Annotated in this window: 23 protein-coding genes and 1 tRNA gene; 19 read left to right on the forward strand and 5 right to left on the reverse strand. The window is 66.0% G+C overall.

Going from position 1 to position 20,061, the window contains the following annotated elements; all coding sequences use genetic code 11:
- Positions 1 to 4,005 carry a magnesium chelatase subunit H gene (locus KBY57_RS07985; RefSeq protein ID WP_254995338.1) on the reverse strand — a complete coding sequence of 1,335 codons (4,005 nt, stop codon included), beginning with the start codon at positions 4,003 to 4,005 and terminating at the stop codon, positions 1 to 3.
- 108 nt (positions 4,006 to 4,113) lie between these two features.
- On the opposite strand from KBY57_RS07985, the gene dapB reads away from it, so the two are divergent.
- From dapB to KBY57_RS08010, 5 genes are all read left to right on the forward strand, one after another.
- Entirely contained in the window at positions 4,114 to 4,965 is an 852-nt protein-coding gene (gene dapB / locus KBY57_RS07990; protein WP_254995339.1) for a 4-hydroxy-tetrahydrodipicolinate reductase, read from the forward strand.
- Positions 4,966 to 4,991: 26 nt separating this feature from the next.
- Entirely contained in the window at positions 4,992 to 5,639 is a 648-nt protein-coding gene (locus KBY57_RS07995; protein WP_254995340.1) for a hypothetical protein, read from the forward strand.
- Positions 5,640 to 5,873: 234 nt separating this feature from the next.
- Positions 5,874 to 6,131: a chlorophyll a/b-binding protein gene (locus KBY57_RS08000; RefSeq protein WP_254995341.1), complete on the forward strand. Its 258-nt coding sequence runs from the start codon at positions 5,874 to 5,876 to the stop codon at positions 6,129 to 6,131.
- Positions 6,132 to 6,210: 79 nt separating this feature from the next.
- The gene (locus tag KBY57_RS08005; RefSeq protein ID WP_254995342.1) at positions 6,211 to 7,437 is read left to right on the forward strand and encodes an FAD-dependent monooxygenase; all 1,227 of its coding nucleotides are present in this window, start codon (positions 6,211 to 6,213) and stop codon (positions 7,435 to 7,437) included.
- A gap of 46 nt (positions 7,438 to 7,483) precedes the next feature.
- Positions 7,484 to 7,696, forward strand: a complete 213-nt coding sequence (locus KBY57_RS08010) for a DUF2949 domain-containing protein (RefSeq protein ID WP_254995343.1) — start codon at positions 7,484 to 7,486, stop codon at positions 7,694 to 7,696.
- 40 nt (positions 7,697 to 7,736) lie between these two features.
- Here the strand turns inward: KBY57_RS08010 and KBY57_RS08015 are convergent, their stop codons facing one another.
- The gene (locus tag KBY57_RS08015) at positions 7,737 to 8,261 is read right to left on the reverse strand and encodes an adenine phosphoribosyltransferase (protein WP_254995344.1); all 525 of its coding nucleotides are present in this window, start codon (positions 8,259 to 8,261) and stop codon (positions 7,737 to 7,739) included.
- A gap of 41 nt (positions 8,262 to 8,302) precedes the next feature.
- Here KBY57_RS08015 and KBY57_RS08020 point away from each other — a divergent pair, with 41 nt between their 5' ends.
- The 5 genes from KBY57_RS08020 to KBY57_RS08040 all read left to right on the forward strand — a co-directional run bounded on the left by KBY57_RS08020 (position 8,303) and on the right by KBY57_RS08040 (position 10,870).
- Positions 8,303 to 8,845 carry a DUF3038 domain-containing protein gene (locus KBY57_RS08020; RefSeq protein ID WP_254995345.1) on the forward strand — a complete coding sequence of 181 codons (543 nt, stop codon included), beginning with the start codon at positions 8,303 to 8,305 and terminating at the stop codon, positions 8,843 to 8,845.
- A 13-nt stretch (positions 8,846 to 8,858) separates the two neighbouring features.
- Complete coding sequence (locus KBY57_RS08025; protein WP_254995346.1) at positions 8,859 to 9,473, forward strand: DUF4335 domain-containing protein; 615 nt, start codon at positions 8,859 to 8,861, stop codon at positions 9,471 to 9,473.
- A 40-nt stretch (positions 9,474 to 9,513) separates the two neighbouring features.
- Entirely contained in the window at positions 9,514 to 9,762 is a 249-nt protein-coding gene (locus tag KBY57_RS08030; RefSeq protein WP_254995347.1) for a hypothetical protein, read from the forward strand.
- Positions 9,759 to 10,124, forward strand: a complete 366-nt coding sequence (locus KBY57_RS08035; RefSeq protein WP_254995348.1) for a hypothetical protein — start codon at positions 9,759 to 9,761, stop codon at positions 10,122 to 10,124. The genes KBY57_RS08030 and KBY57_RS08035 overlap by 4 nt, the downstream gene beginning before the upstream one ends.
- Positions 10,125 to 10,540: 416 nt before the next feature.
- Positions 10,541 to 10,870: a hypothetical protein gene (locus KBY57_RS08040; protein WP_254995349.1), complete on the forward strand. Its 330-nt coding sequence runs from the start codon at positions 10,541 to 10,543 to the stop codon at positions 10,868 to 10,870.
- 11 nt (positions 10,871 to 10,881) lie between these two features.
- Here the strand turns inward: KBY57_RS08040 and KBY57_RS08045 are convergent, their stop codons facing one another.
- Positions 10,882 to 11,001 (reverse strand): ribbon-helix-helix domain-containing protein, encoded by a 120-nt coding sequence (locus KBY57_RS08045; RefSeq protein WP_254995350.1) that lies wholly within the window; start codon positions 10,999 to 11,001, stop codon positions 10,882 to 10,884.
- 165 nt (positions 11,002 to 11,166) lie between these two features.
- On the opposite strand from KBY57_RS08045, the gene KBY57_RS08050 reads away from it, so the two are divergent.
- From KBY57_RS08050 to KBY57_RS08070, 5 genes are all read left to right on the forward strand, one after another.
- Positions 11,167 to 11,895 (forward strand): RAD52 family DNA repair protein, encoded by a 729-nt coding sequence (locus KBY57_RS08050; RefSeq protein ID WP_254995401.1) that lies wholly within the window; start codon positions 11,167 to 11,169, stop codon positions 11,893 to 11,895.
- A 27-nt stretch (positions 11,896 to 11,922) separates the two neighbouring features.
- Positions 11,923 to 12,150 carry a DUF433 domain-containing protein gene (locus tag KBY57_RS08055; protein ID WP_254995351.1) on the forward strand — a complete coding sequence of 76 codons (228 nt, stop codon included), beginning with the start codon at positions 11,923 to 11,925 and terminating at the stop codon, positions 12,148 to 12,150.
- Positions 12,150 to 12,527, forward strand: a complete 378-nt coding sequence (locus KBY57_RS08060) for a DUF5615 family PIN-like protein (RefSeq protein WP_254995352.1) — start codon at positions 12,150 to 12,152, stop codon at positions 12,525 to 12,527. The genes KBY57_RS08055 and KBY57_RS08060 overlap by 1 nt, the downstream gene beginning before the upstream one ends.
- A 62-nt stretch (positions 12,528 to 12,589) precedes the next feature.
- Positions 12,590 to 12,739, forward strand: coding sequence for a tryptophan-rich sensory protein (locus KBY57_RS08065; protein ID WP_254995402.1), 150 nt, complete (start codon positions 12,590 to 12,592; stop codon positions 12,737 to 12,739).
- 88 nt (positions 12,740 to 12,827) lie between these two features.
- Positions 12,828 to 13,199, forward strand: a complete 372-nt coding sequence (locus KBY57_RS08070) for an AbrB family transcriptional regulator (RefSeq protein ID WP_254995353.1) — start codon at positions 12,828 to 12,830, stop codon at positions 13,197 to 13,199.
- 823 nt (positions 13,200 to 14,022) lie between these two features.
- Here the strand turns inward: KBY57_RS08070 and KBY57_RS08075 are convergent.
- A tRNA-Ser gene (locus KBY57_RS08075) sits at positions 14,023 to 14,107 on the reverse strand.
- Between the two features lie 65 nt (positions 14,108 to 14,172).
- Positions 14,173 to 16,539: a ribonucleoside-triphosphate reductase, adenosylcobalamin-dependent gene (gene nrdJ, locus KBY57_RS08080; RefSeq protein WP_254995354.1), complete on the reverse strand. Its 2,367-nt coding sequence runs from the start codon at positions 16,537 to 16,539 to the stop codon at positions 14,173 to 14,175.
- 129 nt (positions 16,540 to 16,668) lie between these two features.
- On the opposite strand from nrdJ, the gene KBY57_RS08085 reads away from it, so the two are divergent.
- The 4 genes from KBY57_RS08085 to KBY57_RS08100 all read left to right on the forward strand — a co-directional run bounded on the left by KBY57_RS08085 (position 16,669) and on the right by KBY57_RS08100 (position 20,056).
- Positions 16,669 to 17,343 (forward strand): class I SAM-dependent methyltransferase, encoded by a 675-nt coding sequence (locus KBY57_RS08085; RefSeq protein WP_254995355.1) that lies wholly within the window; start codon positions 16,669 to 16,671, stop codon positions 17,341 to 17,343.
- A 21-nt stretch (positions 17,344 to 17,364) separates the two neighbouring features.
- Positions 17,365 to 18,993 (forward strand): peptide chain release factor 3, encoded by a 1,629-nt coding sequence (locus tag KBY57_RS08090; protein WP_254995356.1) that lies wholly within the window; start codon positions 17,365 to 17,367, stop codon positions 18,991 to 18,993.
- 65 nt (positions 18,994 to 19,058) lie between these two features.
- Positions 19,059 to 19,298: a hypothetical protein gene (locus KBY57_RS08095; protein WP_094559320.1), complete on the forward strand. Its 240-nt coding sequence runs from the start codon at positions 19,059 to 19,061 to the stop codon at positions 19,296 to 19,298.
- A gap of 68 nt (positions 19,299 to 19,366) precedes the next feature.
- The gene (locus tag KBY57_RS08100) at positions 19,367 to 20,056 is read left to right on the forward strand and encodes a CPP1-like family protein (protein ID WP_254995357.1); all 690 of its coding nucleotides are present in this window, start codon (positions 19,367 to 19,369) and stop codon (positions 20,054 to 20,056) included.
- Positions 20,057 to 20,061: the final 5 nt, after the last annotated feature.

Consider the following 20,061-nt stretch of genomic DNA (forward strand, 5'->3'; position numbering starts at 1 on the left):
TCATGCCTCTGTCACACCTTCGATTCGGTCTTCGATCTCCTGGTAGATCTCCTGCAGCTGGGCGATGTTTTCGTCACTTGTTTCCCAGTAGCCACGGCCGTTCACTTCCAGCAGGGTGCCCACGATGCGGCGGAAGCTGTGGGGGTTGAGCTCCATCAGCCTCTTGCGCATCTCCGGGTCGTTGATGAAGGTGTCGTTGGCCTCCTCATACACGAAGTTGTCCACGGCGCCGCTGGTGGCGCTCCAGCCCAGGGTGAAGTTGAGCCGCTTGGCCACTTCGCGCACACCCTCATAGCCGCTGTTCAGCATGCCCTCATACCACTTGGGGTTGAGCAGCTTGGTGCGCGAATCGAGGCGGATGGTTTCGCTCAGCGAGCGCACTTGGGCGTTGGCGGTGGTGGTGTCGGCGATGTAACTCGATGGCGCCTTGCCGTCGTCGCGCAGGCCCTGGATCAGCTTGGTGGGATCGGAATCGAAGTAGTGGCTCACATCGGTGAGTGAGATCTCGGCTGAATCCAGGTTCTGGAAGGTCACGTCGGCAGTTTTCATCGCCGATTCGAACACGTCTCGGTTCTGGTTCATCTCGCCGGGATTGTCGGCGTTGAAGGCAAATGTTTTGCGGGAGAGGTACATCTCCTGCAGCTCGTTCTCCTCCTCCCAGGTGCTGTTCTCCACCGCCAGGTTGACGTTGGAGGAATAACTGCCGCTGGCATTGGAGAACACCCGGGTGGCCGCATCCCGCAGGGAGACGCCCTGGGCTTCGGCCTGCTCCTGGGCGTGACGGCGCACGAAGTTCATCTCCAGGGGCTCATCGGCCTCGGCCGCCATCTTCACGCCCTGGTCGATCAGGCCCATCTGGTTGATGAACAGGTCGCGGAACACGCCGCTGCAGTTCACCACCACGTCGATGCGGGGGCGGCCCAGCTCTTCGAGGGGGATCAGTTCGAGCTTGTTGACCCGGCCGAGCGAATCGGGCACGGGCCGCACGCCGATGAACCAGAGGATCTGGGCCAGCGATTCGCCGTAGGTCTTGATGTTGTCGGTGCCCCAGAGCACGCAGGCGATCGTTTCGGGCCAGGCGCCCTGCTCCGCCTTCTGGCGCTCGATCAGCCGGTCCACCACCACCTTGGCCGCTGCAATCGCGGCGCGGGTGGGAATTGACTGGGGATCAAGGGCGTGGATGTTCTTGCCGCTGGGCAACACGCCGGGGTTGCGGATCGGGTCGCCACCGGGGCCAGGCAGCACGTATTCGCCATCGAGGGCCTTGAGCAGGCTCTCCATCTCCATGTCGGCGCAGATCTGCTCGAGGCAGAAGCGCAGATAACCAAACAGCTTGTCGAGCTCGGCTTGATCCACTTCGCCAAAGCCGGCGCTGCGGCAGGCGCTCAGCCAGGGGCTGGGCAGCTTGAAGCCAAACTGCTCGAGCAGCTTGAACAGCCAGCCGAAGTTTTCACGCAGGGTCACCCGGCCATCGGCGCCGGTGACCGCCTTCACCATCGCGCCCACCGCTGCGCGACACACCTCGGTGATGGTGCAGTTGAGCTCCACATCGGCGAGCACGCCCTCGTCGTTGCCCTTGTAGACGTCGGCAATCGTGCGGCCCCGGCTCTCCGCCAGCAGGCCCGGCAGGGAACGCAGGCCATCTTCCTCGCGCTCGAGGGCAGCGATGTTCACCAGGGTGGCGATCGCCTCTTCGGCGGTGGGGGGCTTGCCGATCGTGTGCAGGCCGCAGGGCAGCAGCCGGCTCTCGATCTCCATCAGTTGGCGGTACACCGCCCCCACCACGCCATCGCGGCCGTCGAGGTCGAGCTCGGAGCCATCCACCTCGGGCAGCGCCACGTCTTTGTCGAGGTTGCACTGGCGCGCCGTTTCCACGATGGCGTTGACGATCTGGACGCCACGGCTGCCCTCGCGCAGCTGCTGGTAGGAGCCCACCAGCTCACCCAGCTCCTTGAGGCCCTTGTAGAGGCCGGCGTTTTCAGCCGGTGGAGTGAGGTAGCTGATCGTGGAGGCGTAGCCGCGCCGTTTGGCGATCGTGGCCTCCGAAGGGTTGTTGGCGGCGTAGTAGTAGAGGTTGGGAAGCGCGCCGATCAGCGAATCGGGGTAGCAGGTTTCGCTCATGCCCATCTGTTTACCGGGCATGAACTCCAGCGAGCCGTGGGTGCCGAAGTGCAGCACCGCGTCGGCCTGCCACACCTTCTCCAGGTAGGTGTAGTAGGCGGCAAAGCCATGGTGGGGGCTGGCGCTGCGCGAATAGAGCAGCCGCATCGGGTCGCCCTCGTAGCCAAAGGTGGGCTGCACGCCAACAAACACGTTGCCGAAGTGGCGGCCGTAGATCAGCAGGTTGGTGCCGTCGCTGTTGAGGTTGCCGGGGGGCTTGCCCCAGTTTTCTTCGAGCCGCTCGGAGTAGGGGGTGAGCCGCTCGTATTCCTCCACGCTCATGCGGTGGGCGATCGAGAGCTCGGGTGCCCCCTGTAGCGCTTCGGGGTCGTTGATCACGGCCTCCATCAGCGCCTTGGAGTCGCGCGGCAGATCCTGCACGTCGTAGCCCTTGGCCTTCATCTCCTCGAGCACCCGGTGGATCGAGCCGAACACATCGAGGTAGGCGGCGGTGCCCACGTTGCCCTTGTCGGGCGGGAAGCTGAACACGGTGATCGCCAGCTTCTTCTCAGCCCGGGGCTTCACCCGCAGCGAGGCCCAGCGAATCGCCCGCTCAGCGATGGCATCCACCCGGTCCTGCAGGGTGTGGGCCTTGCCGGTGGCGTCGTCGCGGCCACTCAGCACGATCGGCTCAATGGCGCCATCGAGCTCGGGGATGGCAATCTGCAGCGCCACCTGCACCGGGTGCAGGCCTAGGTCGCTCTCCTCCCACTCCTGGGTGGTCTGGAACACAAGCGGCAGGGCCACCATGTAGGGGCGGTTGAGCTTTTTGAGCACCTCAATGGCCTTGGGGTGGTCCTGGCGGGCCGGGCCGCCCACCAGGGCAAAGCCGGTGAGCGACACGACCCCATCCACCAGGGGAACGTCCGGGTTGAGCGGGTCGTAAAAGAAGGCGTTCACCGGCTTGGTGAAGTCGAGCCCGCCGCAGAACACCGGAATCACGGTGGCGCCGCGGTATTCCAGCTCCTGAATGATCGCCACGTAGTGGGCCTCGTCGCCCGTCACGATGTGGCTGCGCTGCAGCACCAGGCCGATCACCGGGCCTTTGCGGGCCGCCTCCGATAGCTCGCTGCGGCTGGCGGTCCAGTTGAGGTATTCCTTGACGTCTTCGAACATCCCCGGCGCCAGGGGGTGCCAGATGCCCAGGTCGGGGAACACTTCCGGTTCGGCCACCACCACGGCGGGCCGGTCGCTGTCGCCCTTGGGGAACACGTATTTATCGGCCAGCATCAACAGGAAATTCCTGAGGTTGTCTGGCGTGCCGCCCAGCCAATACTGGAAGCTCAACATGAAGGAGCGGGCGTCCTGCGCCTTCTCCACCGGCAGGTATTTGAGAACCGTCGGCAGGGTGTTGAGCAGCTTCAACATCGCGTCCTGGAAGCCGGCGCCGCCGGCCTCCTTGCGCTTTTTCATGAAGCTGGCAATGGCGCTCTTGCTCTGGCCCAGCTGGGCCATCGAGAAGGTGCCGAGCTTGTTGAGGCGCATCACCTCCGGCATGGAGGGGAACACCACCGCCGCCTTGAGCCGGTCGCGGTGGGGGGCCACTGCCTCCACCACCTTCTGAGCCAGGTCCTCAATGAAGATCAGCGAGGCGATGAACACATCGGCTGAGGCCACATCGGCCTGGAAGTCGGCGTAGTTCTGGGGGTCGCGCAGCTCCTCGATCAGGTAGCCGCTCAGCTCGATGGCCAGGGGGCCGTTCTGGGCGTTGAGCGAGGTGGCGGCCTGGGTGAGGGCGTTTTGATATTGGGGCTCGAGCACCACATACACGGCTTTCATCACGGCCCGGCCATTCACGTCGCCCGGTGTGACGCGGCGGTTGGTGGAGCGGACCTGCGTGAACATGCGCGCGGTGGGAGTGAGCACTGGCAAGGAATCTACGGAGGGCGACGCCCGGATGCGAGCGCTGCACGCTGTTGAGCCATAGGCTCGCGACCACTGCTCTTCGTTGCCATGTCCAGCTCTGCCACCACGCCCCCGGCGCCGATCCCCGTGGTGGTGGCCGGTGCTCTGGGCCGCATGGGCGCCGAAGTGGTGAAGGCGGTGCTGGCGGCAGCGGATTGCGAGCTGGTGGGGGCGATCGACACCACCCCGGGCAAGGAGGGGGCCGATGTGGGCCTCGAACTCGGCCTGGGCGAGCTGGAGGTGGCCATCACCACCGATTTCGAAGGAGCCCTCTGCCAGGCCAGCCAGGCTGCCCGCCAGGGTGGCGCGGCGGTGCTGGTGGATTTCACCCACCCTTCGGTGGTCTATGAGCACACCCGCGCCGCGATTGCCTACGGAGTGCATCCCGTGATCGGCACCACCGGCCTGAGCCCGCAGCAGCTGTCCGATCTGGCCGCCTTTGCCGACAAAGCCTCGGTGGGCGGGGCTGTGATCCCCAACTTCTCGGTGGGCATGGTGCTGCTGCAGCAGGCCGCCGCCGCCGCCGCCCGCTTCTACGACTTCGCTGAGCTCACCGAGCTGCACCACAACCGCAAGGCCGATGCCCCCAGCGGCACCTGCATCAAGACCGCCGAGCTGATCGAGGAGCTGGGTAAATCCTTCAACCCCCAGCAGGTGGAGGAGCACGAAACCCTGGCCAGCTGCCGCGGCGGCCAGCGCGAGAGCGGCCTGCGGCTCCACTCCATCCGCCTGCCCGGTCTGGTGGCCCACCAGGAGGTCATGTTCGGAGCTCCCGGGGAGACCTACACCCTGCGCCACGACACGATTGATCGTTCCGCCTACATGCCTGGCGTGCTGCTCACGGTGCGCAAGGTGCGCCAGCTGGGCGGCCTGGTGTATGGCCTCGAGAGGTTGCTCTGAGCCCGGCCGGGCCTGACACTGACGCCATGCTGATTCCGCTCCGACCGGGGGAACTGCCCCGCCTGATCCCGGCGGTCGCCACCGGCCCCCAGTTCAACGCCTGCACCGGCAACCCGCGCAAGGTGCTGCAGCGGGTGCTGATTTCGGTGATCGGCGCCGTGATCACGCTGCTGATCAGCCAGACGCTGCTGTTCACCAGCCAGTTCGGTCCGGTGTTTCTGGTGGTGGGCGTGGTGTTTGCCCTCTACCTGCTCTGGGGCCCGATCCTGGAGGCGGGCCAGAAGAACGCCACCCTGCGCCGCTATCCGGCTGCCGCCCTGTTTGAGGGTGAGGTCTCCGACCTGTACACCCGCGAGATCGTTGAGGAGCGACGCGAGCAGGCCAACAACAACGGCCGCCTCGAGCTGGTGGAAAACCGGCGCACCTGGCTCACCCTTGAGCTGGCGGATGAGGAGGGCTATCTCGGCAAGGTGCGCTTCCCGTTCGAGAAGAAGCACCAGCAGATCCGGGCCGGCATGGTGGTGCGGGTGCTGGTGCTCAGCGAGCGCAAGGACTTCTCACGGGTGGGGGCGATCAGCGACGCCTGGCTGCCCCAACTGAAGCTGTGGGTGGGCGAGTACCCGTTCCTGCTGAGGCCGGCCTTTGAAGAGCTCTGCCTGAAGCGGTTCCGCTAACGCCAATGCTGGGCTGGCGCCGCCTGGCGTTGCGTTGGACGTGTTGGCAGGCAGCGTGTTGGCTGCTTTTGGAAGCCGGACGTTGTTCAACAGCCTGTTGAACAAACCGAAATCGCCCATGGGACAGGCTTCTCGCGGCGGGCACCCCGGCTCGCCCGCCACCACGAGCGCGGGATCCGTTACAGGCTGCAATATTGCGTTACAATTCGCTCACCGCCACGCCAGAGGTTCCTCGTGACCCAATCCACCCCCTCCATCGAAGCCGCCACCATCCGCGGCGCCACCGTCACCACCGAAGACGGCGGCCGCCTCAACGCCTTTGCTACCGAGCCCCGCATGGAAGTGGTGTCCACCGAGAGCGGCTGGGGCTTCCACGAGCGCGCCGAAATGCTCAACGGCCGCATGGCCATGCTCGGCTTCATCGCCCTGCTCGCCACCGAATTCGCCCTGGGCGGTGAGTCCTTCACCCGCGGTCTGCTCGGCATCGGCTGAGGCTCCTGCTGAGCCATCGCCGCAGCACACTTGCTGCGGCTTTTTTGTGCCCCTGCCCCGGGCTGCGTTGCCTCCCGCCATGGTTCCTTCCAATTCGGTGTTGCGGGCCCAGGTGAACGGGGCGGGACCCACCGGAGCCCTGGCGGCCCTCGCCCTGGCGGACGCCGGCTGGCAGGTGGTGCTCAGCGATCCCCTGCCTGCCGCCAGCCTGCTGGAGCGCAACCGGGCTTACGCCTTCACCCACTCCAGCCAGCGCCTGCTTGCCCAGCTGGGGCTATGGGAGGGGCTTGCGGCGGCCATGGTGCCGTTCCGCTCCCTGGAGCTGCTGGATCTGGCCATCAACCAGCAGGTTCCCTTTGGCCTGGCGGATCTGGGCCCGCGCCTGGCGGCCGCCCCTGGAGCGGCGGTGGGTTGGGTGGCCCAGCACCGTCCCCTGCTCGGCGTGCTGCTGGAGCGCCTGGCCGCCCACCCAGCCATCAGCCTGAAACTGGGGGCGGGGGCAACAGCGGATCCTGCGCACCCGCCTGATCGGAGCGCGGCTGATCGGAGCGCGGCTGATCGGAGCGCGGCAGATCTGAGCGTGGCTGACCTGATCGTGGCCGCCGATGGGCCCCATTCCCCCAGCCGCGACGCCCTCGGCATCGGGGTGCTCCAGTGGCCCTACCGCCAGAGCTGCCTCACGGCCCTGGTGCAGCTGCGCGGCAGCGCCGACGACCAGGCCTGGGAGCTGCTGCGTCCGGAGGGTCCGTTTGCGGTGTTGCCGCTGGGGGCGGGGCAGTTTCAGCTGGTGTGGAGTGCGCCGGCGCCGCGTTGCCGTCAGCTCGAGAGCCTGGGTGATGCCGCCTTTCTCGATGCCCTCGCCGGGGCCCTGCCGGATCAGCTCCAACCCGATGCTCTGCTCGACGACCCTCGTGCGTTCCCGGTGTCGCTGTTGCTGGCCCGCCGGCTACACCGCGGCCGCACGGTGCTGGTGGGGGAGAGCGGTCACCGGTGCCATCCGGTGGGCGGCCAGGGGCTGAATCTGTGCTGGCGCGACGTGGCCCAGCTGCATCGTTTGGCCCGGCGGGTGCGTGCCGGCCGGCTGGCGGTGGAGCGGCTGCCAGCGGCCTACGGGCGCCGCCGCTGGCCGGATCTGTTGCTCACCCTGGTGGCTACCGACCTGCTGGTGCGTGTCTTCTCCAACCGCGCGCCACTGCTCCTGCTCCTGCGCCGGTTTGCCCTGCTCCTGCTGGCCCGCCTGGCGCCCCTGCGGCAGCTGAGCCTGGCAGCCATGACCCACGGCCCTTGCCAGCTGCTGCGGCGCTGATCAGCATGGAGGCGCTCCCAGCCTCCGATCCCCTGCTGAGCTGCCCATGGTGATCAGCACCACCGCCCAGCCGCCGCCGTCGCCAGCCCTGGTGCGGCTGCTGCGCCATCAGTTCGGCCTGAGTGACAGCGCCCTGGCCCTGGGCCTGCGCCAGGCCCAACAGGAGCAGGCACCCCTGCCGGTGGTGCTCTGGCGCTTTGGCCTGATCAGCCTCGAGCAGTTCGATGCCCTGCTGGCCTGGCAGGACGCCAACCCCTAGGGCGCGACCGCCTCAGCTTTCCAGCTCAGCTCAGTTCAGCTCACCTGTAGATGATTAGCGACTCCACCGGCTGATCGTCGGGCAGCTTGCGCCGTCCCTCCAGGGCCGCCAACTCGGCCACAAAGCCAAAACCGCACAGCTGGCCGCCCGCAGCGGCCACCAGTTCGGCGCAGGCCGCCGCGGTGCCGCCTGTGGCCAGCAGGTCGTCGATGATCAGCACCTTGGAGCCATCGGCGAGGGCATCGCTGTGGATCTCCAGGCGGTCGCTGCCGTATTCCAGGGCGTAGTCGACGCCGGTCACGGTGCCGGGTAGCTTGCCCGGCTTGCGCACCGGCACAAAGCCCAGCCGCACGGCCGTGGCCAGGGCGGTGCCCACGATGAAGCCGCGCGATTCGATGCCCACGATCAAGTCGGGCTGCAGCCGCTCGCACACGGCGGTGAGCTGGCGGATCACCTCCTGCCAGCCGTCCGGGTCGCGCATCAGCGGTGTGAGGTCGCGAAACAGGATGCCGGGCTTGGGAAAATCAGGTACATCCCGCACGAGTTCCCGCAGGTCTGGAGCCATGGACGTGACGGGTGGGTGCACTTGCTGGCATCATCGCAGCCATGCCCCAGGACCCAACCGCGCCGGAACCCAGCGCCCAGCTTCCCCGCCGGGGCCTGGAACGCCTCGATCTGCTCTTGCTCAGCGTGGAGGCCCTCGACCTCAATGGCGGGGAGGCGATGGTGTGGATGAGTGAGCAGATGGGTTTCACCAGCCTCTTCCCCAACCGGGTGGAGCTGTGGAAGCGTCGCTGCACCAATCCCCTGCGCCGCACCACCCTCCGCGGTGCGCTGGAGCCAGCGGAAACCGATGCCCTGATCCGCATCCTCTGCGCCCTCGCCGATCGCCTCTACCCCTTGCTGCGCGGCCTGCTCTCCACGGCCGAGCCGCCCGAGGTGCTGAGCCAGCGCTGGGCCCTGTTTCGCGGTCGCCTGGCCGAACTGATTCGCGAGCGGATGAACCCCCGCCGCAGCGGCGTGCAACTGTTGCTGGATCCGGAAGCCGGCGCCCGCCAGGCCCGGCTGCTGGTGCAGGCCCTGTCGCTGGGGTCCGGTGTGGGCGGCTTTGAGCGCTTGCGGGCCAGCCTCCTCGATGCCCAGTCATGAAGCAGGTCAACCCATGAAGCAAATCCTGCAGTTCGACCAACTCAGCTGCCGTCTCAAGGTGGAGGGCCTGCCGGATGTGTCGGTGGGCCAGAGCGGTGCTGCTCTCGGCATCATCACGGGCTGGTCCTTGCAGTGGGCGGGGCGCCCCGAGCTGGAAGGCCGCAAAGAGCACCTGTTGGCGCTGATGCAGGTGGTGTTGCCCTATGCCCGCTACCTGATCAGCGGCGTGCCGCGGCGCTTCGGTGCCGAGCCCCAGCCTGTGGAGATCGGCCCTGCTCCGGAGGGGGGCCACAGCCTGCTGTTGCGCAGCAGCCAGCCCGATACACCGCCCCTCCAGCTCGCCCTCGATGACGCTGAGCTGGCCGATCTGGTGCGGGTGCTCGATCAGCTGCGGCTCGACTCGCGCCTGCAGCTGCCCCTGGAGTTGCCCGCTCCGGTGCCCCTGCGGGCCCGCGAACTGCTGGAGCGGCGCCCCCTCGCCCAGCGCCTGGCGGCGCCGCTGGGCGGTCTGTTGGCCCTGGCCCTCGCCTCGGGCCTGGGTTTGCTGATCCCCGAGCCCAAGCCCGCCGCCGCACCGGGCCGGCCGGAGTCCAGCCAGCCGGCCCGGGGTGCCACCCCCTCCCCTTGACGTTGCCGGTCGGCTGGCCACACTGAGTGACAATGAGCCCATGGCGGCGATGACCTGGTCGGAACTGCGGATCCGGGTGGCGCGGCTTGGAGCGTCCCTGGATGTGGTGGTGCGCAGCGATCCGGAGGTCTGTGGACTCAGCGGCGATGATTTCCGCCTGTCGCTGCACCACGGCGGTCAGGGGGATTGCACCGTGGCTGATCTCTCATTGATCGATTGCCCCAACGAGCTGGTGTTGATGGAATTTGAGCGCTGGATGCGCGGTGCCGGCTACGCCCTCGAGGTATGACGTCTCCCCGCCGCCGTGCCCTGCAGCTTCCGGCCACCGGCACTTCGACGCGGCGGGTGTTTCGCCGCCGCCGCCGGCCAGTGCGCTGGCGACAGGTCGGCATTGCCCTGCTGTTGGGGGCAGCCGGGGTGGGCTTGCTGATCGTCCTCTTGCAGTTGCCCGAGCGCTTCGACACGTTCCTGGTGCTCAGCACCGCCTTGGCCAACCTGATCGGAGGGGTGCAGCAGGCACTCTGGGGTTTGCTGCAGTTGCTGGCCGTGGTGCTGCTGGTGCTGGTCGCCATCGCGGCCCTGGGCCTGGTGGCGGCGGGACTGATCCGTCTGGTGCGGGCCTTTTTGCCCCAGCCCTCGCCCCGCCGTTGATCCGGGGGCCCAGTCCTCGAGGCGCGCAACAAGGCCTTCTTCGCCCCCAACCATTGATGTCAGCTGTGCAGCCGCTGGAACCACAGCCCCGCCAGTTGGTAAGAGCTCCACAGGAAGGCCAGCAGGAACAGCCAGTTCAACCAGGCTGGACGCTGGGGAGACTCGGGGGCCATGGGCGGCAGACGGTGGGGCAATGGTGTTCCAGATTCGCACCGGGATCCCATAAAAAAGCAGGGATTCCTCCCTGCCTGATCACCACTCCCTTCATGGCGCTCAATGGCACCGTAGGGAGGAGCTCCGTTGTGGCCTCGAATCCACCCCTTTTTCACTGGATCACGCACTGTGAAGGCCTGGGCGGTGCAGGCTTGATCCCCCGTAACCTTTGGCCTCCTGACTGATGCGATCGGGGCCTGGCCATGGGGAACCCAATCAGTCGAGAGCTCTTTCTGGAACGGGCGCGTTCTCGGTTTGGCGATCAATACGACTACTCGGCCATTGTTTACAAGAGCTACAAGACGCCGATCAAGATTCGCTGCACCAGCCATCCGGTAAAGGAGATCTCCATCACCCCTGAGAAGCATCTCCATACCACGGGTGGTTGTAAATACTGCCTGCATGAGAAGCGCATTCTCAACTTGGAGCGCGAGTTGAACCGGGCCAGCGCCGATCGCTCAGCTGAGTTGCCTGGGCTTACGGTTGCTGAACGGGCTCAGGCGATCTCCTCCTCCCCAGCAGCTGGCTGTTGAGGCGTTGCGGCTCAGAAGCTCGATGGTTTCAGCGCGTTTTCCAGCAAAAAAGCAGCAAGGTTGCTGATCGAGCGACCCTCCCAGCCACTTTTTTGCACCAACTGCTCGTAGGTGGCGTGGGGCAAGGTCACCGATAACCGTTTGGGTGCTCTAAAATGCGCTGTGGTTCATCTCAGTGGTGCCGTAGTGCATGACCATTTGTGATGACGCTTGCCCAGCTTGGCTTGATAGAGGCCAATAGGGTTGATGCAGATTGAGGCGTTTGTGCATCAAATGCTGGATCCGCATAAACGAGGCTGGAGCAAAGCCCTCAACAGCGGTCCAAAGTTCAGACCCGCAGCCAGGCCGGCCGGTCCCTCTCTTACATGGAGGGATGGCAGGCCATTGCGGAAGCCAACCGCATCTTTGGCTTTGACGGCTGGCAGCGCGAAACCATCGCCGTGACGTGCGTCGCTGAGCGCGAACGGACCCTGGGCAGCAGCAACCGCGCCGGCTGGGGCGTCACCTACACCGCCCGCGTCCGCATCCGCGTGGGAGAGGTGATCCGCGAGGGCAGCGGCGCCGGCCACGGCATCGACGCCGACCTGGGTCAGGCCCATGAATCGGCGATCAAGGAGGCCGAGACCGATGCCATGAAGCGCGCCCTGATGACCTTTGGTAATCCCTTTGGGTTGGCGCTCTACGACAAACAGCAGCGGGAGGTCACCAGCTCTGCAGCGTCCATGCGGCAGGCGCAACCACTCCGGCAGCAGCAGGAGAGCGCAGGCCCTGAACCGGGTGTGGAGATGGGCCTTGAGCCCCTGGATCCCGCCACCATCCAGACCATCCTCTCCACCGTGCGCGGCCTCCCGAAGCCTGCTCTCGAGGGATTCACCAAGGCCTTCCGCAAGCGCTTTCAGGTGCCTGCGGATGCGCCCTCAATCGCTGATCGGATCTGCCAACGCCTGCACCGCGATTGGATTGAAGCCTTTTTGGTGTCGCACCGAGAGGTGCGCTCAGGAGATCAGCGCCAGGCAGCGGCTTAAACGCCTTTGTCTCCCTACGATTGGCCCATGGCCTTCCCGCGCATCAGTCACGATCCCGCCGTGATGGGAGGCAAGCCCTGCATTCGTGGGCTGCGCATCACGGTCGGCACGGTCGTGGGACTGGTCGCCAGTGGCAACAGCCATGAACGAATTCTGCAGGCCTACCCGCTGTTGGAAGCGGCTGATATCGACGAGGCTCTTGCTTACGCCGCCTGGCGCATGGAAGAGCGAGAAGAGGCCCTGGTCCTGAACTAATGGCCAGGATCCTGGTCGACATGAACCTTTCGACCGAATGGATCCCGCTTCTTCAGGGCGCCGGTCATAAGGCGGTGCACTGGTCAGATGTGGGAGATCCGCGCGCACCGGATACGGCCTTGATGGAGTGGGCTGTTGCCAACAACTACGCCGTTTTCACCCATGACCTGGACTTCGGAACAATGCTGGCGCTCAGCCGGGCTGATGGTCCCAGCGTCCTGCAGGTGCGCTGTTTGAACGTCTTGCCTGAGGCGATCGGCGCACTGGTGCTGTCACTACTCCGGACTTACGCGGCCGAGATGGAACAAGGGGCGCTCGTGGTGGCTGATGAACGCCGCTCACGGGTGAGGATTCTGCCGCTCAACAGGCAGAACTGAGTGCCTACAGACGAGCTGGCCAATAGTCCTCCCGCAAGAGCTTCAAGGCCAACGGCACCGTCATTGGCCTAGCGGGCTGGGTTTGGGGCATGGCACTGGCGGTGGTGGTGGCTCCGCAATCCCTGCCAGCGGTACTGCTGTTGATTCCCTACTTGCTCTGGAGCCCAGTGGGCACAATCGTCACTTGGCAGATGCAGCATCTCAACCGCTGAAGAAACTGCACTTGCCAAAGATTACGGATTATGCCTGTGGACATTCACGGAGAGGTAGATAGAATTCAGAAGATCAAAACTTATTCCCATGCTCACCGGTTCGGAACTGCTCGCCAAAGTCAAAGAGCTTGGCGATGTCTCCAAGTCGGAGCTCGTGCGCGAGTGCGGCTATGTGAGCACCAAAAAGGATGGCTCCGAGCGACTGAACTTCACTGCTTTTTATGAAGCCCTGCTCGGCGCCAAAGGCGTCAGCCTTGGCACCGATGGTGGCGGCAAGGGGCGGGGCAAAGGCGGTCGTTCGCTCAGCTACATCGCCACCGTCCAGGGCAACGGCAACCTGCTGGTCGGCAAGGCCTACACCGCCATGCTGGATCTCAAGCCTGGCGATGAGTTCGAGATCAAGCTCGGCCGCAAGCAGATCAAGCTGATTCCCAGCGGTGGTGCTGACGAGGAGGAGTGAGCTGAGAACAGCAGCAGCAGGCTGTGAGCGTTTGTTGCGCACGGCTGCCTTGCTTCTTAGTTGCTTTCAGAGTGAGGCCTAGGCGCCAGCGATGCAGGTGCCGGCATGAGCGCCAGCCTCCCCTTGCCCGGCTGCTCCAGAACCCCCCACTCACCCCGGGGGGTTTCTGTTGTCACCTAGACGGGGCGTGCTCCTGAAGTCTTGTTTCTCAGCGCGGCAGCGGACAGAGCAACGGCCGTCAAGGGCTGGCGGTAGTCAACCTCCCAGGAGTCCTCCGCCGAACGGCCCCTGGTTCCTTTTGCTTCCCAATATTTCCTGGTCTGTCCCAGCGCCCTGGCGCCGGAAATGGACGCCTTGAAGGGGGCATTCGGGGATTGCATGCCCCTGCGTCCCGTCCGCTCCCACGGCGACCAGTCAAAGGGTTCGATTTCTAGACGAGCTCTCTCCAATGCCCGGCCGAGGGTTTCGGCTAGCTCCACCGCTTCCGTGGCCCGAGCCGGGTAGTCCAGCCCAGTCGAGATTCGCTGCTGCCGCCAAAGGGTGTCCGGGGGCTCGCCAGGCTTGGCAGGCATGGAGGCTCGGAGCCTCAGACGTGAGCCAACAAGCTCAAGGGTGACGGCCAAACCGCGCAGCTTGAGGGCTTCGATCTGGCGTCGTAGCCAGGGGTCAGAGGCAGGCACCGGATTTGCCTAGTGATTTGCCTAATCGTGGCTGATCCGGTCTTTTTTGCCTAATCGGTTTGCCTAGTTGGCCCTTCTGGAAGGCTCCTTCTGGAGCTGGGGTCTGAGGCTTAAAACCTAGTCAGTGGAAGGGTTCTGGTGAACGGAGAGGGTGGGATTCGAACCCACGGTGCCTTTCGGCACGCCGGTTTTCAAGACCGGAGCCATCAACCACTCGACCACCTCTCCAGGTGCAAGGTGCGGCTGCTGCCGCACCTCTTTCTATCTTCCCATGGTGGGAAGTCTGGACTCGCTCAGTTGTTGCTGGGCTTGGCCAGGGGCAGCAGGCACTTGTCGGAGTCGCAGCCGGCCGGACCGGCTTCCACCAATTCGCCGCGGTCGTAGCGCTGCAGGGCTTCGAAGAAGCAATCGGTGCGCCGCCGCGCTGCCACCTCGGCATTGAGGCGCAGGTAGGTGGCGTGGTCGATCGGCTCAAACGGCAGCCGCGGGAAGGTGGCGTTGGCATCAAACCGGGCTAGCAGGGCCGCGGAGATGTAGCCCTCGCCGTTGTCGATCGCCTGGTGGATGGCATCGGCCAGAGGTTCGATCTCATTTTCGCGGAACTCCACCGTGGCACTGGTGTTGTGGGCTGTGTAGTGCTTCTGCACCTGCATGTAGAAGTCGAACTGGGCAAGGGCGGAGAAGTTGTTGATCTCCACCGCGTCGGCACCGGGGATGTTGGCCCAGCTCACTTCCGTGGGGATCTCCACCAGCCACTCGGTGCAGCGGGGATCGAACGGATCGTCCAGCAGGCGGCCCTGCTCGTCTTTGTCGCTCTGGCTCGGCACGATCGTGTAGCCGTAGTCCATGCAGGCCAGCGCCACCGGATCGTTCTTGCGGAAGGTGATGCGGCGGATGAAGCGCTGGGCCTTGGGGGGGTGCCAGCCGGGGGAGGCGCCGGTGAGCAGGCTCTTGGTGCCGGCCGGCTGCACGGTGGTGCAGCGGTTGGGGCGGCGCAGGCCGTGGCGATCGCAGTAATCCCACACCGCCTCGTTGACGATCTCCTTCCAGCGGCTGAGGAATTCGGACTCCTTGGCCTTGAAGGCCAGGCCCGCGTCCGTGTTAGGGCGCCCCGCTTCCCACCACTGCAGCCAGGGGGTGCCGAAGGCGTGCACGAAGAAGTCGAACAGACCGGTGAAGCTCACGCCCACGATCGGGTCCCAGGCGCGGCTCTGGCGGTAGCGCTCCACCTCGAAGCGGTGGTTGAGCAGGCAGGCCACGGCCAGGCCGGCGGCGCGGAAGGCCTCCTCCTGGGCGACCAGGTCGGCTGGATCGATCTGGTTGAGGTGGATTTCGGCCAGGTTGCAGTGGAAGTCGGCGCCGAGGATTTCGCCGCAGGGGTTGAGGCCGTAGCGCCCCAGGCGGTGCTCCAGCTCAGCGGCGCTGATGTCGGGGTGGTGGGTGGTGAGCCAGCGGCCGGCTTGCTCCCGGCCCTGGTCGCAGTAGATGCCGATGAACTCCGTGCGGAGTTCGGGGGTGGTCAGCAGGTCGGCGTTGGAGCGGGCAATGGCCTCAGGCGCGAACTGGATCGCGCCCTCTCCGCTCTGGAACTGTTTGTTGACGGCCTCCAGCACCGTCTCCCGTGAGGGGCGGCTGTGGAAGACACGGGTGTGGTTGGCCATGCGCAGGGCATCGCGCTCCGGATCGATGCTCCAGTTGCCCTCGCTGTCCTGCTGCCAGAGGTTCTCTTTGGCGCCGGCGGCGGAGTTGTCTTCGGCGCTGAACTGGCGCATGCCGGCGCTGCGGCGGATGTTGCCGGCCACGATCGTGACGGCGGCCTCATCGATCAGCAGGCAGCACTCCACCGAGGTGAGCTGGCGGCCCTGGGCCTTGTTGAGGATCTGGGCCACCCGGCCGTAGAGATCCTTCAGCTTCACCGGGTTGGCCATGCCGCCGAAACCCTTCAGGGTTTCGCCGACTGGGCGCACATCGGAGAGATCGACGGCGATCTCAATCGGGCTGTTGGCGTCGAAGCGCTGGTCGCTGCAGAGGTTGAGCAGCAACTGGTAGCTGTCCACCCAGCCGCGGCGGGTGTCGCCCACCTTGATCGCCACCCGGTTGCCCTCGATGGTGTGGGTGGTGTGGTCCTGGCGCTGGCCCGCTGGGGTGGCACCGATGTCCGTCACACCGGTCACGGTGAGGCGATTGCGCACCGCCGGCAGCCGGTTGATCAGGTGCGGCTCAATGATGGCGCCGGTGCCGCAGCCCATCATCGCCAGGTCCATCATCAGCCCGAAGGCTTCCCAGTCCACCAGATTGGTGGAGGTGCAGTTGTAGGCCCCGGAGAAATTTTCGCTGCGCTCGATCCATTCAGTGCCACCGATCCACAGCCAGCGGCCGGAGGGCAGGGCCTTCTGCTGCTGCTGCATGCGGCGCAGCAGGTCGACTTCCGCATCGTTCAGATCACCCAGGCGGCGCAGTCCGCCCAGGTTGCGCTCGGCCACTTGATACCAGCTTTCCCGGCCAGTCTCGGTTTTGCGGCTGTAGGTGCGATAGAAGACCGGATTGGCCGCAGGAGCGGTAGCTGGAAAGTCTTGGGCCTCGCCCGCCGGTCTGCCGCTGGGGGCGGCAAAGGCCTTCTCAGCACTGGCGGCTGTTGGGGGCGTGGCGGAGAGGGTCACAGGTGGTACGGCCTGATGGTGTGCCGAACCATAACGCCACCGGTGGGGTGTGCAAGACACCGTTGACACCAGCAACAGTGCGAGGCTCCGCCGGCGCCCCCAGACTGGCGAGACAGGTGTGGTGTGCCGATGCAGCGGATTCCCGAGCCGGAATTGATGGATGGGGCCGACCAGGTGCAGGCCTATGGCGCTGCCGATTTCGACGCCTCCGACCAAGCGATGCTGGATCGCTTATCGGCGCTCTGCGGCGGTGATCCCGGCGGGCGGCTGGTGGATCTGGGCTGCGGCCCCGGCAACATCAGCCTTCGCCTGGCTCGGCGCTGGCCGCTGGCGCGCGTGCTCGGACTCGACGGCGCGCCGCGGATGCTGGCCCTGGCCCAGGAGCGGCTTGCGGCTGAGCCTGGGCTGGCAGGGCGGCTGCAGTTTCAGCAGGCGTTGCTGCCCCTGGCCGACCCGGGGCCCCTGGCCGCGTCCTTCTCGGCGGTGGTGAGCAACAGCCTGTTGCACCATCTGCACGATCCGGGGGGGCTTTGGCGGGCCGTGGCCCAGCTGGCAGCACCAGGGGCTTTTGTGGTTGTGCAGGATCTGCGCCGCCCCGCCAGCCCGGCGGCGGTGGACGCCTTGGTGGCCGAGCAGATGGGCGGTGCCCCGGAGGTGTTGCGCCACGACTACCGGGCGTCCCTGCATGCCGCCTTCACGCCTGAGGAGGTGGTGGGGCAACTTGAGCAGGCGGGATTGGCGGGACAGCTGCAGGTGGCGCCGCGGCAGGAGCGCTACCTGGAGGTGTGGGGGCGCATCGCGTGAATGGCCTGGCAGGCTGACCCCATGACGAGCTCTCCCGAACTGGCGGCCTTGGCCGAGGCCGTGGCCCGGCGCCGCAATTTCGCAATCATTTCCCACCCGGACGCGGGCAAGACCACCCTCACCGAGAAGCTGCTGCTCTACGGGGGCGCGATTCAGCAGGCCGGCGCCGTGAAGGCCAAGGGGGAGCAGCGCAAGGTGACCTCCGACTGGATGGAGCTGGAGAAACAGCGCGGCATCTCGATCACCTCCACCGTGCTGCAATTCGACTACTCGGGCAGCACGATCAACCTGCTGGACACCCCCGGCCACCAGGACTTCTCAGAAGACACCTACCGCACCCTGGCGGCCGCCGACAACGCAGTGATGCTCGAGGACGCGGCCAAGGGTCTTGAGCCCCAGACCCGCAAGTTGTTTGAGGTGTGCCGCATGCGGCGCATCCCGATCTTCACCTTCATCAACAAGATGGACCGGCCGGGGCGCGAGCCCCTGGAGCTCCTCGATGAGATCGAGCAGGAGCTGGGCCTGGCCTGCTGGCCGGTGAACTGGCCGATCGGCAGCGGCGACCGCTTCCGCGGTGTGATCGACCGGCGCAGCCATGACGTGATCCTGTTTGAGCGGGCCGAGCGGGGACGCCAGAGCGAGGAAAAGGTGCTGTCGGTGCAGGAGGCCCGCGACTCAGGTGCCGTGGAGCCGGAACTGCTGGCTCAGGCCCTGGAGGAACTGGAGTTGCTGGAGGGGGCTGGTGCCGACCTCGACCTGGAGCTGGTGCATGCCGGTGAGCTCAGCCCCGTGTTTTTCGGCTCGGCCATGACCAACTTCGGCGTGCGGCCGTTTCTCGATGCCTTTCTGGAGCTGGCCCAAAAACCCATCGCCCGCGCCAGCAGCGCCGGTGAAATTGAGCCGGTGGCGTCGGGTTTCAGCGGTTTTGTGTTCAAGCTGCAGGCCAACATGGATCCTCGCCACCGCGACCGGGTGGCGTTTGTGCGGGTGTGCTCCGGCAAGTTTGAAAAGGACATGACGGTGCAGCACGCCCGCACCGGCAAGGCCATCCGTCTGTCGCGCCCACAGAAGCTGTTCGGCCAGGACCGCGAGGTGGTGGAGGACGCCTACCCGGGTGATGTGATCGGCCTCAACAACCCGGGCATGTTCGCCATCGGCGACACTCTCTATCTGGGCCCCAAGGTGGAATACGAGGGCATTCCCTGCTTCAGCCCTGAGATCTTCGCCTGGCTGCGCAACCCCAACCCTTCGGCCTTCAAGAGCTTCCGCAAGGGGGTGAACGAGCTGCGGGAGGAGGGAGCGGTGCAGATCCTCTACGACACCGACGAGAGCAAGCGCGATCCGATCCTGGCGGCGGTAGGCCAGCTGCAGCTCGAGGTGGTGCAATACCGCCTCGAGCATGAATACGGCGTGCAGACGCGCCTGGAGCCCCTGGGTTTTGCGGTGGCCCGCTGGGTGGTGGGCGGCTGGAGCGCGCTGGAGAAGGTGGGGCGGATCTTCAACTGCAAAACCGTGCGCGACGCCTGGAACCGGCCGGTGCTGCTGTTCAAAAACGACTGGAACCTCAATCAGCTGGTGGAGGAGCATCCCGAGCTGGAGTTGAGCGCCGTGGCGCCGGTGGTGAGTGGGGTGGAGCCGATCGCGCTCTAGGGGCAACTGGGTCCACGGCCAGCCAAGGAGCGCGCCAGACTGGTGCGTAACAAACCATCACAGCGATGCCCAAGCCGCTCTGGCTGGTGCGTCCCCGCCCGGACGGGGGCTGCGATTACGTGAGTTTCCTGCCCGCCCAGGGACCCATCGGTGCGACCACCGTGGAGATGCGGGAGGGGAGCCACCTTCCCCCCCAGTTGCCCCTGCTCAAGCACCGCAAGCGCCTCGGTGCAGAAGAGGCGGAACACTGCCGCCGCCGTTTGCAGCTCGAAGCGGGTTTCCGCTGCAGTGAGCCCCTTTTTTAGCCAAGTCTCGATACGCTCTAGTCCAGGCAACGTCCTGCGATCTCCCTGGTGCCGCGGCGCGGCTCGTCATGACCCAACGCTCCGATCAGCCCTCTCCGGCGGCCGACCCCTCGGGCCCCTATGAGCGATTGGGTGTTCCGTCTGATGCCAGTTTTGATGCGGTGCAGGCCGCCAAGCTGGCCCGCCTTGAGGAGGTGGGCGACGACACGATGGCCCGTTCCCGCATTGAGGCGGCTTACGACGCTGTGTTGATGGAGCGGCTCAAGGAGCGTCAACAGGGCCGCGTCAGCAGTGCCGCCAAATCCGCCTCCCAGCGCGAACAATTGGCCCCGCCACCGCCGAAGCTGGCGGTACCGGCCCTGCCCCAGCTTCCCCTGCCTCGGATGGCAGCGCCCCAGCTCAAATTGCCGGGTCTCGCCTTGGCCAGTGGTCGGGAGCGGTGGTTCCCGCTGGCGACCTCCGGGGTGTTGCTGCTCCTGCTGCTATTGGCTCCGGGTTGCCCCCCGGATTTGGTGCTAGCCCTGGCCACCGCCATGACGGTGATCAACCTGCAGTGGCGGAATCGCCGCTTTCTGGCGGCTGTGGGCTGGGGCTTTGGCCTGCTCTGCCTGGGCCTGTTGGTGGGAGCGATTCTGGCCGGCGCCCTCTCCACCAGCCTGCCCCTCGGCCTGCCTCTGACGCCCCTGCAGGTCCAGAGCCTGCCAGCTCTGCTGCTGTTGCTGCTGGGGGCCCTGCTGATCGGTAACGAGCGCAGCTGAGCGCC

The organism is Cyanobium sp. Aljojuca 7D2, from assembly GCF_024346415.1.
Lineage (GTDB): Bacteria > Cyanobacteriota > Cyanobacteriia > PCC-6307 > Cyanobiaceae > Cyanobium_A.

Bases quoted from the DNA above. Each gene is read 5' to 3' on its own strand.
- KBY57_RS07985 (WP_254995338.1), bottom strand. From the start codon at position 4,005: ATGTTCACGCAGGTCCGCTCCACCAACCGCCGCGTCACACCGGGCGAC.
- dapB (WP_254995339.1), top strand. From the start codon at position 4,114: ATGTCCAGCTCTGCCACCACGCCCCCGGCGCCGATCCCCGTGGTGGTG.
- KBY57_RS07995 (WP_254995340.1), top strand. From the start codon at position 4,992: ATGCTGATTCCGCTCCGACCGGGGGAACTGCCCCGCCTGATCCCGGCG.
- KBY57_RS08005 (WP_254995342.1), top strand. From the start codon at position 6,211: ATGGTTCCTTCCAATTCGGTGTTGCGGGCCCAGGTGAACGGGGCGGGA.
- KBY57_RS08010 (WP_254995343.1), top strand. From the start codon at position 7,484: ATGGTGATCAGCACCACCGCCCAGCCGCCGCCGTCGCCAGCCCTGGTG.
- KBY57_RS08015 (WP_254995344.1), bottom strand. From the start codon at position 8,261: ATGGCTCCAGACCTGCGGGAACTCGTGCGGGATGTACCTGATTTTCCC.
- KBY57_RS08020 (WP_254995345.1), top strand. From the start codon at position 8,303: ATGCCCCAGGACCCAACCGCGCCGGAACCCAGCGCCCAGCTTCCCCGC.
- KBY57_RS08025 (WP_254995346.1), top strand. From the start codon at position 8,859: ATGAAGCAAATCCTGCAGTTCGACCAACTCAGCTGCCGTCTCAAGGTG.
- KBY57_RS08030 (WP_254995347.1), top strand. From the start codon at position 9,514: ATGGCGGCGATGACCTGGTCGGAACTGCGGATCCGGGTGGCGCGGCTT.
- KBY57_RS08035 (WP_254995348.1), top strand. From the start codon at position 9,759: ATGACGTCTCCCCGCCGCCGTGCCCTGCAGCTTCCGGCCACCGGCACT.
- KBY57_RS08040 (WP_254995349.1), top strand. From the start codon at position 10,541: ATGGGGAACCCAATCAGTCGAGAGCTCTTTCTGGAACGGGCGCGTTCT.
- KBY57_RS08055 (WP_254995351.1), top strand. From the start codon at position 11,923: ATGGCCTTCCCGCGCATCAGTCACGATCCCGCCGTGATGGGAGGCAAG.
- KBY57_RS08060 (WP_254995352.1), top strand. From the start codon at position 12,150: ATGGCCAGGATCCTGGTCGACATGAACCTTTCGACCGAATGGATCCCG.
- KBY57_RS08070 (WP_254995353.1), top strand. From the start codon at position 12,828: ATGCTCACCGGTTCGGAACTGCTCGCCAAAGTCAAAGAGCTTGGCGAT.
- KBY57_RS08085 (WP_254995355.1), top strand. From the start codon at position 16,669: ATGCAGCGGATTCCCGAGCCGGAATTGATGGATGGGGCCGACCAGGTG.
- KBY57_RS08090 (WP_254995356.1), top strand. From the start codon at position 17,365: ATGACGAGCTCTCCCGAACTGGCGGCCTTGGCCGAGGCCGTGGCCCGG.
- KBY57_RS08095 (WP_094559320.1), top strand. From the start codon at position 19,059: ATGCCCAAGCCGCTCTGGCTGGTGCGTCCCCGCCCGGACGGGGGCTGC.
- KBY57_RS08100 (WP_254995357.1), top strand. From the start codon at position 19,367: ATGACCCAACGCTCCGATCAGCCCTCTCCGGCGGCCGACCCCTCGGGC.